This is a genomic window from Actinomadura montaniterrae (assembly GCF_008923365.1).
GTDB lineage: Bacteria > Actinomycetota > Actinomycetes > Streptosporangiales > Streptosporangiaceae > Spirillospora > Spirillospora montaniterrae.
Map to the genome: position 1 here is coordinate 1 of NZ_WBMR01000265.1, position 11,936 is coordinate 11,936.

General features: G+C 73.2%; 14 protein-coding genes and 1 pseudogene. 8 read left to right on the plus strand and 7 right to left on the minus strand.

Features of this window, described 5'->3' with window-relative positions; translation table 11 throughout:
• Nucleotides 1-235: 235 nt before the first annotated feature.
• Nucleotides 236-1,522, minus strand: a complete 1,287-nt coding sequence (locus F9B16_RS44390; RefSeq protein ID WP_151546288.1) for a sensor histidine kinase — start codon at nt 1,520-1,522, stop codon at nt 236-238.
• On the minus strand, nt 1,519-2,202 hold the full coding sequence (locus F9B16_RS44395) for a response regulator transcription factor (RefSeq protein ID WP_151546289.1): 684 nt from the start codon (nt 2,200-2,202) through the stop codon (nt 1,519-1,521). Before F9B16_RS44395 ends, F9B16_RS44390 begins: the two co-directional genes overlap by 4 nt.
• Before the next feature lie 99 nt (nt 2,203-2,301).
• Here F9B16_RS44395 and F9B16_RS44400 point away from each other — a divergent pair, with 99 nt between their 5' ends.
• The gene (locus tag F9B16_RS44400; protein WP_151546290.1) at nt 2,302-2,841 is read left to right on the plus strand and encodes a hypothetical protein; all 540 of its coding nucleotides are present in this window, start codon (nt 2,302-2,304) and stop codon (nt 2,839-2,841) included.
• A 133-nt stretch (nt 2,842-2,974) separates the two neighbouring features.
• Entirely contained in the window at nt 2,975-3,736 is a 762-nt protein-coding gene (locus F9B16_RS44405; protein ID WP_151546291.1) for an SDR family oxidoreductase, read from the plus strand.
• Here the strand turns inward: F9B16_RS44405 and F9B16_RS44410 are convergent.
• From F9B16_RS44410 to F9B16_RS51775, 3 genes are read right to left on the minus strand one after another with little or no spacing between them, the layout of a single operon-like run.
• Nucleotides 3,733-4,530: an ABC transporter permease subunit gene (locus tag F9B16_RS44410; RefSeq protein WP_151546292.1), complete on the minus strand. Its 798-nt coding sequence runs from the start codon at nt 4,528-4,530 to the stop codon at nt 3,733-3,735. The two genes, F9B16_RS44405 and F9B16_RS44410, sit on opposite strands and share 4 nt — an antisense overlap.
• Complete coding sequence (locus F9B16_RS44415; protein ID WP_151546293.1) at nt 4,517-5,437, minus strand: ABC transporter ATP-binding protein; 921 nt, start codon at nt 5,435-5,437, stop codon at nt 4,517-4,519. The genes F9B16_RS44410 and F9B16_RS44415 overlap by 14 nt, the downstream gene beginning before the upstream one ends.
• Nucleotides 5,425-6,348, minus strand: a complete 924-nt coding sequence (locus F9B16_RS51775) for a hypothetical protein (protein ID WP_192809298.1) — start codon at nt 6,346-6,348, stop codon at nt 5,425-5,427. The genes F9B16_RS44415 and F9B16_RS51775 overlap by 13 nt, the downstream gene beginning before the upstream one ends.
• Nucleotides 6,349-6,415: 67 nt before the next feature.
• Here F9B16_RS51775 and F9B16_RS44425 point away from each other — a divergent pair, with 67 nt between their 5' ends.
• The 3 genes from F9B16_RS44425 (at nt 6,416) to F9B16_RS44435 (ending at nt 8,090) form a co-directional block, all read left to right on the plus strand.
• A complete protein-coding gene (locus tag F9B16_RS44425) occupies nt 6,416-6,715 on the plus strand; it encodes a PadR family transcriptional regulator (protein ID WP_151546294.1) in 300 nt (99 codons plus the stop codon).
• Nucleotides 6,712-7,437, plus strand: a complete 726-nt coding sequence (locus F9B16_RS44430; RefSeq protein WP_151546295.1) for a hypothetical protein — start codon at nt 6,712-6,714, stop codon at nt 7,435-7,437. The genes F9B16_RS44425 and F9B16_RS44430 overlap by 4 nt, the downstream gene beginning before the upstream one ends.
• Nucleotides 7,438-7,547: 110 nt before the next feature.
• Nucleotides 7,548-8,090, plus strand: coding sequence for a Pycsar system effector family protein (locus tag F9B16_RS44435; protein WP_151546296.1), 543 nt, complete (start codon nt 7,548-7,550; stop codon nt 8,088-8,090).
• 20 nt (nt 8,091-8,110) lie between these two features.
• Here the strand turns inward: F9B16_RS44435 and F9B16_RS44440 are convergent, their stop codons facing one another.
• Nucleotides 8,111-8,629 (minus strand): hypothetical protein, encoded by a 519-nt coding sequence (locus F9B16_RS44440; RefSeq protein WP_151546297.1) that lies wholly within the window; start codon nt 8,627-8,629, stop codon nt 8,111-8,113.
• Nucleotides 8,630-8,822: 193 nt separating this feature from the next.
• Nucleotides 8,823-9,992, minus strand: a complete 1,170-nt coding sequence (locus F9B16_RS44445) for a Gfo/Idh/MocA family protein (protein ID WP_151546298.1) — start codon at nt 9,990-9,992, stop codon at nt 8,823-8,825.
• Between the two features lie 25 nt (nt 9,993-10,017).
• Between F9B16_RS44445 and F9B16_RS54295 the strand changes: the two are divergent.
• The 3 genes and pseudogenes from F9B16_RS54295 to F9B16_RS44460 form a co-directional block, all read left to right on the plus strand.
• A pseudogene (locus F9B16_RS54295) lies at nt 10,018-10,185 on the plus strand (RHS repeat-associated core domain-containing protein); the annotation flags it as partial.
• Between the two features lie 40 nt (nt 10,186-10,225).
• Nucleotides 10,226-10,630 carry a polymorphic toxin type 28 domain-containing protein gene (locus F9B16_RS44455; RefSeq protein ID WP_225992492.1) on the plus strand — a complete coding sequence of 135 codons (405 nt, stop codon included), beginning with the start codon at nt 10,226-10,228 and terminating at the stop codon, nt 10,628-10,630.
• A 12-nt stretch (nt 10,631-10,642) separates the two neighbouring features.
• Nucleotides 10,643-11,734, plus strand: a complete 1,092-nt coding sequence (locus F9B16_RS44460) for a pentapeptide repeat-containing protein (protein WP_151546301.1) — start codon at nt 10,643-10,645, stop codon at nt 11,732-11,734.
• Nucleotides 11,735-11,936: the final 202 nt, after the last annotated feature.

An 11,936-nucleotide genomic window follows, 5' to 3' on the forward strand; every position in this document is an offset into this window, starting at 1 on the left:
GGACGGCCCGCCGGCGCGCGCGTCGCCTGCGCGACCACGGCGCACAGCACGAGCAGGACGGCGCCCGCGCCGGCGCCGCCCAGCCGCACGATGCGGTTCGCCAGCGGCAGGACGGATCCGCCGCCGGACCGCGGAGGGGACATCACGCCGCCAGCGTCGCGGCTCACCCGATAAGGCGGCGCTTCGGACGGGTTAAGAGTCGGCTAAGGCGCGTAATGGCCAAGGCCGCGTGCCGTCAGGACGGGGCGCCGTCGCGCGGCGGGACGCCGAAACGGACCATCACCCGCGCGCCCCCGGCCGGGGATTCGCCGAGCTGGAGGCTGCCGTGGCTCGCCTCCGCCGTCCGCCGCACGATGTCCAGCCCGAGGCCCGTCGACGAGGCGGTGCTGACCCCGCGCCGCAGCAGATGCCGCCCGCCGAACCCGGGGCCCGCGTCGTCCACCGTCAGGTACACCGCGCCGCTGCGGGCCTCCAGTGCCACGCCCATCGCGCCGCCCTCCGGCGTGTGCGCGAAGACGTTCCCGAGCAGCGCGTCCAGGCACGCCGACAGGTCCTCCGCGCGCACACGGACCAGCAGCGGGCCGGACGGGATCCGCATGTCCATCCGCCGGTCCTGCTCGTCGGCGAGCACCGACCAGAACCGCACCCGCTCCGCCACGACCGCCGTCGCGTCGGTGCACGGCGCCTCCGCGCGCACCGGCCGCCGCGTCGTGTTGATCAGCTCGGTGACGGTCCGCTCCAGCACGTCGACCTGCTCGCCGATCCGGCCCGCCTCCGCCGGGTCCCGTAGCGTCTCCGCCTCCAGCCGCAGCACCGTCAGCGGCGTGCGGAGCCGGTGCGACAGGTCCGCGGCCTGCTCCCGCTCCCGGGACAGCAGCGCGTCGATCTGGCCCGCCAGCTCGTTCAGCCCCACCGTCACGTCGCGGATCTCCGGCGGGCCGCCCGGCTCGATGCGCGCCTCCAGGTCCCCGGTGGAGATGCCCTTCGCCAGCGCCGCCAGCTTCGTGATCCGCCGCACCAGCGACCGCGCCAGCCGGTCCGCGACCAGCACGCTCACCGCCAGCAGGCCCGCCGCCAGCCCCGCCAGGATCGCCCACGCCCGTCCGACGCCCGCGAACATCTGCCGGTCCGTGACGAACGCGCGGATCACCGCCGTCCCGCCGCGGCCGCCGAGCACCGCCACCAGGATCTCCCGGCCGCCCGGCGTGTCCACGGTCAGGCTCCGGCCCCGCTCCGCCAGCCGCACCCCCGCGTCCCGGTCGGCGGGCGCGCCGCTGAACCGCCCGTCCGGCCACAGCACCGTCATCGGATAGCCGCTCGACGCCGTCTGCTGCAGCGCCACCTCGACCGTCGCCCGGTCGCCCGCCGCCACCACCGGCGCCAGCGCCTGCGCCCGCACGTTCGCCGCCGCGAGCGTCCGCGTCCGCGCCACGTCCCGCACCAGCAGCGACAGCGGAACGAGGAACGCCACCAGCACCAGCACCACCGTCGACGCCACCAGCAGCGTGATGTGCCGCCTCACGACGGATCGACGATCTTGATGCCGGAGCCGCGCACCGACCGCAGGTACCGCGGCCGCGACGCCGACTCGCCGAGCTTGCGCCGCAGCCACGCCACGTGCACGTCGATCGTCTTGTTCGCCCCGCCGAGCGGCACGTGCCACACCTCGGTGAGCAGCTCCCGCTTCGACACCACCTGCCCCGGCCGCGACGCCAGGTAGAACAGCAGGTCGAACTCCTTCGGCGACAGCTCCAGCGGCCGCCCGTCGAGCGCCGCCTCCCGCGCCGCCGCGTTCATCCGCAGCCCGCCCACCCGCACCTCCCGGGCCGCCGCGCCCGGGTCCTCCGCCCGGCGCAGCACCGCCCGGACCCGCGCGTCCAGCTGGCCCGCCCCGAACGGCTTCACCAGGTAGTCGTCCGCGCCCGCGTTCAGGATCCGCTCGATCTCCCGCTCGTCGTCGCGGGCCGTCGCCACGATCACCGGGACGGAGCTGACCGCGCGCAGCATCCGCAGCACCTCGCCGCCGTCCAGGTCGGGCAGCCCGAGATCGAGGATCACCAGGTCCGGCCGGGCGCTCACCGCCCGCCGGATGCCGTCCATGCCCGTGGGCGCCGACGCGACCGCGTGCCCGCGCTCGCCCAGCGCGCGGACGAGCCTGCTGCGCACCTCGGCGTCGTCTTCCACCAGCAACAGTTGCGCCACGGCGCCACGCTAGACCGGGAAAGCGGCCGATAAAGGCCCTATAGACGCCTTAAGGGCGGCTTAACCGAACCTTAGTCATCGATATGGGACAGTTCGCGCATGTCCAAGCACAGCGCGCTCGCCGCCATGGTGTGGTCGGCGGCCGCCGTGCTCGGAGTCGGCGCCGGGATGGCCGCGATCTCCGCCGTCGGCACCGGCATCACCGAACGCGGTGTCAAGCCGATGACGCCGGACGAGGTCGACGCCGCGCTCGCCGTCCCGCCCACGCCGCCGGAACCGTCGCCCGCGCCGTCCGCGCCGCTGCCGCGCGACAAGCCCCGGCCCGCGCCGACCGTCACCGTCACCCGCCAGGTCACCACCGCCATCACCAACCTCGCCTCCGAGGCCGGGGACATCGTCGCCCGCTGCGACGGCGGCGCCGCGTTCCTCGTCTCCTGGACGCCCGCGCAGAACTTCAGCGTCGGCGACAGCAACCGCACGCCCCCTGGAGCCGTCTTCGTCCGGTTCCAGTCGTCCAGCCGGTTCGTCACGATGACCGTCACCTGCCGCGCGGACCGTCCGACCGCCGCCGTCAGCGTGGACCGCCGCGACGATCGCCATTACCGGTACCCCCACCGCCATTTCCCCAGCAGGGGCTAGCGAGGCCCCCGACTCGCTAGCCCCTGCGCTCCCTTCCTTCATGGCCCAGGTCACCCTGCGCGGCATGTCACGTTCCGCGCCGTGCCTCCCGTCTAGGTGGTCGATCGCAATGAGAACGGCCTAGGAGGACGACATGGGCGCGCAGATCCTGCTCACCGGCGGTACCGGCACTCTCGGCGGGCACGTCCTGCCCCTGCTGCGGGACGCCGGACGCGACGTCCGGGTGCTCAGCCGCCGCCCGCACGAGGACGCCCCCGGCGTCGGGTACGTGACCGGTGACCTGCTCAAGGACGAGGGCGTCGACGCGGCGGTGGAGGGCGTCGAAACCGTCCTGCACCTCGCGGGCGGCGCGAAGGGCGACGACGTGGCGACCCGGAACCTCGTCCGCGCCGCCGCCCGCGCGGGCGTCCGGCACTTTGTGCTGATCTCGGTGATCGGCGCGGACCGCGTCCCGATCGGCTACCTGCGCACGCAGCTGCGCGCGGAGGAGGCGCTGATGGAGTCGGGCGTGCCGTGGACGATCTTGCGCGCCGCCCAGTTCCACGACCTGGTGTTCACCATGGCGCGGAAGATGGCGAAGCTGCCGGTCGTCCCGGCGCCGGGCGGCGTCCGCTTCCAGCCGGTCGACTCGCGCGAGGTCGCCGCGCGGCTGGTGGAGCTGGCGCTCGGCGAGCCCGCCGGGCGCGTGCCCGACCTGGCCGGCCCGAAGGTGTACCGGATCGGCGAGCTCGTCCGCGGCTACCTCGACGCGGCGGGCAAGCACCGGCCGATGATGCCCGTCCGCGTGCCCGGCAAGGCGGGCCGCGCCTACCGCGACGCCGCGAACCTCTCGCTGGACGACGCAGACAAGGGCACCCTCACGTGGGAGGACTTCGTCGCCGCGCATGTCCGCTAGGCCGCCGGGTCGCGCCGCAGCAGGATCAGCACGGACACTCCGGCGGCGACGGCGGTCGTGGCGAGCTGGCAGACGATTCCGGTTCCGAGGTGGGCCGTCCCGCCGGCGTCGAACAGGTGCGTCCAGTCCTGCCAGTAGTGCACCGGCAGGACCGCCTGGACGGCGCGCAGCACCGGCGACCCGTTCAGGATGCTCGCCACGACCACGAACCCGACGGACGCGCCGAGCGCCTCCGCGCCGCGCGGCAGCAGCAGCCCGAGCGCGAACGCGATCCCGGCGATGCTGAGCATGCACAGCAGCGTGTAGCCGGACGCCGCGCCGACGCGCCCGATCGCCTCGCCCGTGGACAGATCGGGCGCGCCGATGATGTGGAACGGATGCCAGCCGAACAGCGCCAGCCCGACGCCGACGCCGCCGACCAGGACGAACAGGGTCGCGGCGGCGGTGACGACCGCGACGGCGCCGAGCTTGCCCGCCAGCAGCCGTGCCCGGCCGACCGGCGCGACGTACAGGTAGCGCAGCGTCCCCCAGTCCCGGTCGGACGAGCCGATCGCGCTCGCGAGCAGCGCCACCACGACCGGCAGCAGCAGCGGGCCGATGAACTCCAGGCTCGCCATCGCGTGGTTGAGCGCGGAGAACGACGACGCGCCGAACAGCCCTCCCTGGCTTCCGTTGCGGTGCCCGGCGTGCGACGCGGTCGCGAGCCCGGCGATGACCGGCACGGCGGCCAGGCACGCCAGGGCGACGAGCGTGCGGATCCGCAGCAGCTGCGTCCTCAGTTCAACGCGCAGCATGCTCGCCCTCCCCTTCGGTCATGGTCAGGAACGCCTCTTCCAGCGACCGGCCGTCCCGGGTCACCGACATGACGCCGACACCCGCCGTGACCAGCGCCTCCACGAACTCCGCGGGGGGCGTCCCGGGTGCGGTCACGACGAGATGGCCGTCGCGCACCGCGACCGACGCGACGCTCCGCGCCTCCCGCAGCACGGCCGCCGCCCGCCGGGTGTCGTCCACCTCGACGCGGAAGGCGTCGCCGCCGCCGAGCAGCTCGTCCAGCGGGCCCGACGCGACGAGCCGCCCCCGGTTCATCACCACGGCATGCGTCGCGAGCTGCTGCACCTCCGCCAGCTGATGGCTCGACACCAGCACCGCCGCTCCCTCTTGAGCGAGTCGCCCGAGCCGCTCCCGCAGCGCCCGCACCTCCGCCGGGTCCAGGCCGTTCGCCGGCTCGTCCAGGATCAGCACGTCCGGCGCGCGCATCAGCGCCTGCGCCAGCATCAGCCGCTGCTTCATCCCCATCGAGTAGCCCTTCACCTTCCGGTTCGCCGCCGCGCCGAGGCCCGCCAGGTCGAGCGCGTCGTCCAGCGCGGGCGGCGGCCACGCCCGGCCCGTGGCTGTCCACAGCAGCTTCAGGTTCGCCATCCCGGACAGGTGCGGGACGAACGCCGGACCATCGATGAGCACCCCGACGCGCCGCAGCACCGGGGCCCCGAGCCCGACCGGCTCGCCGAGGATCCGCGCTTCGCCCTCGTCCGGCCGGGACAGCCCCACCAGCATCCGGATCGTCGAGGTCTTCCCCGCCCCGTTCGGCCCGAGCAGCGCGCAGACCTGCCCGGACCCGACCGCGAAGCCGAGCCCGCCGACGGCCTGCCGCCGCCCGTACCGCTTCGACAGCCCGCTCGCACTGATCACCGCTGCCATTGCCTCCCCTTCGTCATGAGCAGGACCCCGGCGACGGCCGTGACGGCCGCCCCGGCGCCGAGCGTGAGGACGGCCAGGTCCGCGACCGACGTCACCGTCCCCGGCCAGAGCGCGTCGCGGAACGCCACCGCGAGCTGGACCGCGACGCACCCCGCCACGGCCGACGCCTCGCCGGCCCGCCGCGTCCACGGCCGTTCCGGACGCGCGACGAACCCGGCGACCGCGTTGCCGATCAGGCAGAACGCCAGGTTGGACGTGAACTCGACCGCGAGCGCCCAGGCGATGAGCCCCGGATTGGTCCAGCGTTCGCCGACGGCCATCGCGCCGACGATCCCGACCGCGGCGAGGCCGCTGGCCAGCGCGAACACACCCAGCGCGTGCCGCCGCACCCAGTCGGCGGCCTCCGGTGCGGCCCATCGCCGCACCACGGGCGTCCGGGCCGCGACCAGCAGGACGTCCCCGAGCCAGTCATGCCGCCACCGTCCCCGCGTCCCCCGGCACCGCGCCAGCATCACCGCCACGACCACCGCGCACACCGAGGTCACGGCCAGCCCACCGGCCAGGACCCACGTCCATCCGGTCCACGACCGCCGCACCACGCCGATGGCGGCCCACTCGAACGCCAGCGTCAGCCCGACCAGCGCGGTCATCGCCCCCGCCGCCCGGACCGTCTGGCGCTCCCGGTCCGGCCCGCCCGGCTCCCGCCACGCGAGCAGCCGCAGCGCGATCACCGCGGCGAGCATCGGCACCGCGAACTGGGCCAGCGACACGGCCACGTCGTAGGGATCGTCCTGCCACGGGCTCGCCGCCCGGACGCCCCCGTCCTGCGTCTCGACGACCGTCAGCGCCTCGAACAGGCAGGCCAGGGCGAGGCCCGCCGGCACGGCGCGCGGCCGTTCCGTTCGTTCCATGGCCGTCATAGTACGCGTCTCGTACTACGCGGCAAGTAGCATCGCGTCTCGTACTACACTCGGGGGCGTGCACAGCAACGACGCCCAGATGCTCGTCCTGACCGTCCTCGCCGAGGGCCCCCTGCACGGCTACGCCATCAACACCGCGATCGAGGAGCTCACCGGCCGCAAGCTCGGCCCCGGCAGCCTCTACGGCGCGCTGTCCCGCCTCGAGGCCCGCGAGCTGATCCGTCCCTCGGACGACGCGTCCGAGGGACGGCACCGCACCATGCGCATCACCGACGCCGGCCGCGCGACCCTCCGCGCCGAACTGGAGCAGATGGCCCGCGTCTCCCAGGCCGGCCTCCGCGCCCTGGGCCCGGCATGAAGGCCTCCGCCCTCTACCCGCCGCCCGTCCGCGAGCGGTGGGGCACCGAGATCGACGACGCGCTCCGCGACGCCGGCCTCCGCGCCTGGCCCGACACCCTCGCCGGCGCCGCCCGCCTCTGGCTCCACCCCACCGACTGGCCCGAGCCCCGCACCGGCCAGACGCGCCGCACCGTCGCCGTCGCCCTCTTCGCCGTCCTCGCCCTGTCGACCCTGCTGCTGCGCGCCGTCTCGCCGTCGACCACCCTGACCGCCGACACGAACCACCCCGCGACCAGCGTGTGGCTCGTCCCGGTCCTGCTCGGCGCCGCCCTCGCCGCCCCGCTCCCGCCCCTGCACTGGTCAGCGCTCCGCCGCCTGGCCCTGGAGACCGTCCGCACCCTGACGGCCCCCGCCCTTGCCGTCCTGGCGATGCTCCTCATCGCCCGGACCGGCACCCTGCAACACCCGCCCGCGCCCGTCGCCGCCGCCCTGTTCGCCTACTACTGGGCCACGCTCGCCTTCACCGCCTACCGCCTCTGCACCCTCATCGCCCGCGCCGCCCGCACCGCCGCACTCCCCTCCACCCGTCGCCTGACCGCCGCCCTGGCCCTCACCGGCACCGGCCTGGCCGCCGCCGCAGCACAAACCGCGACCCTCACCGCCACCCCCGCCCTGGCGGCCCTGGCCCTGACCACCCTCCTCACCGCCCACGACCTCGCAAAAGGCGCCCTCCGCCTTTAGCCGCACGCACAGCGGCATCCGTTACCCGCGAGACATACTCCCGTTCCACCGGATCTCACGGTTCGCCCCACGTCGTCCAAAAGAAGGAGCCGGCGACCAGTGGGGGGACGATGACGCAGACCTCGAACCATTCCGGCCGGCAGTCCGAGCCCGGTGACGAGACCTTCGAGACCTACGCCTGGCGCGTCCACCAGGCCCTGCACGACTGGACCGCGAAAGTGGACGCCAAGGCCTCCGTCGTCCTCACCCTGGAAACGGCGATCCTCGGCATGATCGTCGTCTTCGCGCAGTCGGGAAAGCGGCTGCGGCACCTGTCCGGCCTGGAGACCTGGGCCTTCGGTGTGGGCGTCGCCCTCCTGGTCGGCGCCATCGTGCTGGCCGGAGCCGCCGTCTTCCCCCAGCTCAACCGCATGGAGGCGCGCAGGAACTGGCGGCGCAACTACGTCTACTTCGGCCACCTGCGCCGCTGGGACCCGGCCGAACTCGTCGCCGCCCTCGAACACGGCGTCGGCCGGCGCAACCGCCTCGTCCTCAGCACCCAGCTCGTCGCCCTCTCCAGGATCGTCTGGCGCAAGCACTCGTTCCTGCAGTACTCCATGATCACCGTGGTCCTCGGCAACATCGGCGTCTGGGTCCCCCTCCTGCTCTCCTGACCCGACGCCGTGCCACGCGCCTACTGGGTCTCGGTGATGGTGGTGGCGGCCTGGCCGGAGAAGCGGACGCTGGCGTTGTGCGGCGCGGCCTTCACCCACTGCTCGAACCCGTCGAGCGAGCACTTCATGACGTCGGACGGGGTGGGGGAGCCGTCGGGGCAGGTACCGCCGGCGACGTACAGGACGGTGTCGTCCGCGGTGAAGAAGGCGACGTTCCCGACGAGGAACTTGCCCGGAGCCAGGTAGCGCAGCCGTCCCCACTTGGTGGTGATCTGCTGCCCGCCCTGCGGCGCGGCCGGCGTGTGCCGGACGACGGGGGCACCCTGGTTTCCCGACCCCTGCGGCGTCGAGGCACCGCCCGGCGTGGACGGCGTGGACGTGGACGTCCCGCCCGGCGTCGAGGTCTCGCTCGGCGCCGCCGGGGACCCGGCGGGCGAAGAGGGCGCCGCCGCCGCGGTCTTGCCGTCGCCGTTGCCGCCGCACGCCGTCAGCCCGAGCGCCAGTGCCGCCACAACTCCGCTGATCACGATCTTCCGCATGGGCCGCCGCTCCTCTTCCCGGTGCGCAACCTCCGTGGTCGCGCTGTGCCGGATGAGATGCGGCCCCGCCCCCGCGAAGTTGCCCCCCCGCCACGTGATCAATCCGACCCGCTTTCTCCCGAACCAGTAGCCCGCCCCGCGCATCAGGATGTCTAGAAGCCCGCAAAAGTTCGCCCCTCCAAGAAATCCTTTCCTATCCGCGCATTGGCGCACTTTGGCTGCTGCTAGTTGGTGGGGTTTGGTGGTTGGTGAAGTAGGCGGTCAGGTCGGGGGCCAGGTGGGGGACGGTTTGGGGGGTGCCGTTGTCGCGGAGGGAGAGGGTGGCCAGGTAGGCGGTGGCGACGCTCATTCGGGCGGCGACGGGTGAGGTGTCGGTGGGGCCGCCGTCGCGCGCGAAACGGAGGAACTCCTCGATGACGGCGCCGTCGGCTCCGCCATGCTCTCCCGTGGCCGGTGGGACGGTGTAGGTGATGTCGGGGTCGTGCCGATAGCCGGACTGGCGGCTGTTCCACACCTTGACGACGGCGCCCTCCTCGTCGCCGAAGTTCTCCAGACGTCCGTGAGTGCCGATGACGGTGTAGTTGCGCCAGTAGTCGGGGCTGAAATGGCATTGCTGGTAGGCGGCGATGACGCCGTTGTCCAATCGCATGTTCATGACGGAGACGTCTTCGACATCGATGTGGTGGTGGAACCCGGTGGAGTTGGCCGGTGGCCAGGGCGAAGCGGTTAGCCAGCCCTCGGAGGGGGGTTCGTCGGCGTGGCGACGGGGCAGCGAGCCGTAGACCATGAGGTCGCCGAGGGCGTTCACGCGCTCGGTGTACCCGCCCGCCAGCCAGTGGACGACGTCGATGTCGTGGGCGGCCTTCTGCAGGAGCAGCCCGGTCGTGCGGCGGCGTTCGGCGTGCCAGTCCTTGAAGTAGTACTGGCCGCCGCGTCCCACGAAGTGCCGCACCCACACCGTCTTGGGTTCGCCGATGTCGCCGCGCCGGATGATGTCGCGCATCAGCCGGACGACGCCCATGTGCCGCATGTTGTGGCCGAGGTACAGGCGCGTCCCGGTCTTCGCGGCGACGCGGAGCACCTCGTCGCAGTCGTCGATGGTGACGGCGAGGGGTTTCTCCAGGTAGACGGCCTTGCCCGCGTGCAGGGCGTCGATGGCGATCGCGGCGTGCGTGTCGTCGGGGGTGGCGATGAGCACGGCGTCGACGTCGTCGCGTTCCAGGAGACGGCGGTGGTCGGTGACGAGGACGGCGTCGTCCGCGCCGAGCCGCCGGGCGCTCTCCGGCAGCCGGGCGAGCTCGGTGTCGCATACGGCGGTGATTCGCGATCCCCGGCCGGGGCGATGGGCGGGGGCGGCGAGCACGCCGCGCTGCCCGCCGGGCGACGGCGTGCCATGCCCGCTGCGCTTCCCAGGCCAGTATTACGACGACGAATCCGGCTTCCACTACAACTATCACCGCTACTACGACCCGGAGACGGCTCGCTACATCAGCGCCGATCCCATCGGCCTGGCGGGAGGTCCCAACCCGCACGCCTACGTGCCCAACCCCTGGCGATGGGCCGACCCCCTTCGGGCTCGCCCCCGACTACAGCGGGCTGAGCCAGGAGGCGAAGCAGGCGATGAACAAGCTGGAGAACGTCGCCGACGATCCGCTCGGCAAGATCAACCGCCAGACCGACCACAACCACTTCAAGGCCGCGAGACTCGAGTCCCAGGGCGTGGTGGTGGCGCGCAAACCGGTCACGAACGTTCCGTACAGCCACATCCACGACCTCCAGCAGGCCCGCAACGCGCTGCAGAACAACATCATCCCCGCACTGGACCGTGAGATCTCCCGGCTCGAACGCAGGCTGCCCGACGACCTCACCCACGAGGCGCTCACCAACCTGTTCGACCAGCACGAACACGCCAACAAGCTGTTCCACAACGTCAACGGCTTCCTGCACGGCATCGGCTACCCGCCGAGTGCGCCCATGCACCACTGGCCGCCCGGCGCGTAGGAGAATCGGCGAATGCTGTCCATCAACGCGGCCGCGACGGTGTGGCGCATGGAGCGCTGGGCCGAGCCCCTCATGGCCGCGCGGTTGGAGGAGGCGCTCGAGGAGGCGCTGACCGGTGGCGACTGGGCGGCGGCCCTGGGCGAGCGGCCGCCGTTCGAGCTGGAGACCGACCTCGGCGGCGCGCCGCTGGCCGGCCGCGACCTCACCGGCATCGACCTGACCAGGGCCGTTCTGGACTTCGCCGACCTGTCCGGAGCCGACCTCACCGGGGCGGCACTGCTCGACGTCAGCGCACGCCACACCGACCTGTCCGGGGCCGTGCTCGTCGACGCCGACCTGTCGGCGAGCCGGCTGTCCGACGCGCGCCTTACGGCATGCCGCGCGTCGGGGTTGCGTGCCGTCCGAACGACCGTCCTCACCTGCGACCTCAGCGGCGCCGACCTGACCGGCGCGGATCTCACCGGCGGCATCTGGACCGGCAACCTCACCGATCCGGCCGCCTTCGACGCAGCCGTCACCACCGGCATGCGGAACAGCCACCCCGCGACGACCTGGCAGGCGACCTCACCTCGGCATGGCGAGGCGTTGTCGGCCCTGGCACGCGAACGCGACGCCGCCCGCGCCCGCTGGTCCGACCCCGAACAGGCCGCCAACCTCGAGGACGTCATCCGCGCCGCCGAACGGGGCGACGACTGGACCGACGCCCGCTATCCCGCCAGCGACGGAAACTACACCGACCTGCAGGGCGCCCCGCTGGCCGGGCGCGACGTGCGCGGCGTGGACCTGTTCGGCGCCGAACTCGACCACGCCGACCTGTCCGGAGCCGATCTCACCGGCGCCCGGCTCAACAAGATCACCACAGTCGGCGCCGACTTCACCGGCGCCCTCCTGGACGAGGCCGACCTTCAGTGGGCCGTGTTGTCCCGCGGTGACTTCACCCGCGCCCGGTTCCGCAACGCCACCGTCCACCACGTTCTCTTCGTCAACGCCGTCCTCGACGCCGCCGACTTCACCGCCGCCAGCATCGCCGACACCACCATGCACGGCGCATCCCGAGCCGGAATCCTCCTCGCCCCCGCCACCATCGACGGCCTCCGACACTGACACGAGAACCGACCGGGCGCGGTCCCTCACCCGGTCGAGACCGCCTGTGCCAGCACCGGCTGCTACTCCGCGGGCCTAGGTCGTGTCCAGTGGATCATGCGTTGATCCAGAGCAGTGCTGTGACTAGGACGATTGCCGCTCTGTAGTTGCGGGCGAGCTTGTCGAAGCGGGTGGCGATGCCGCGCCATTGCTTGAGGCGGCC

Coding starts and splice junctions, on each gene's coding strand:
- F9B16_RS44400 (WP_151546290.1), top strand. CDS start 2,302: ATGTCCAAGCACAGCGCGCTCGCCGCCATGGTGTGGTCGGCGGCCGCC.
- F9B16_RS44405 (WP_151546291.1), top strand. CDS start 2,975: ATGGGCGCGCAGATCCTGCTCACCGGCGGTACCGGCACTCTCGGCGGG.
- F9B16_RS44410 (WP_151546292.1), bottom strand. CDS start 4,530: ATGCTGCGCGTTGAACTGAGGACGCAGCTGCTGCGGATCCGCACGCTC.
- F9B16_RS44415 (WP_151546293.1), bottom strand. CDS start 5,437: ATGGCAGCGGTGATCAGTGCGAGCGGGCTGTCGAAGCGGTACGGGCGG.
- F9B16_RS51775 (WP_192809298.1), bottom strand. CDS start 6,348: ATGGAACGAACGGAACGGCCGCGCGCCGTGCCGGCGGGCCTCGCCCTG.
- F9B16_RS44430 (WP_151546295.1), top strand. CDS start 6,712: ATGAAGGCCTCCGCCCTCTACCCGCCGCCCGTCCGCGAGCGGTGGGGC.
- F9B16_RS44435 (WP_151546296.1), top strand. CDS start 7,548: ATGACGCAGACCTCGAACCATTCCGGCCGGCAGTCCGAGCCCGGTGAC.
- F9B16_RS44440 (WP_151546297.1), bottom strand. CDS start 8,629: ATGCGGAAGATCGTGATCAGCGGAGTTGTGGCGGCACTGGCGCTCGGG.
- F9B16_RS44460 (WP_151546301.1), top strand. CDS start 10,643: ATGCTGTCCATCAACGCGGCCGCGACGGTGTGGCGCATGGAGCGCTGG.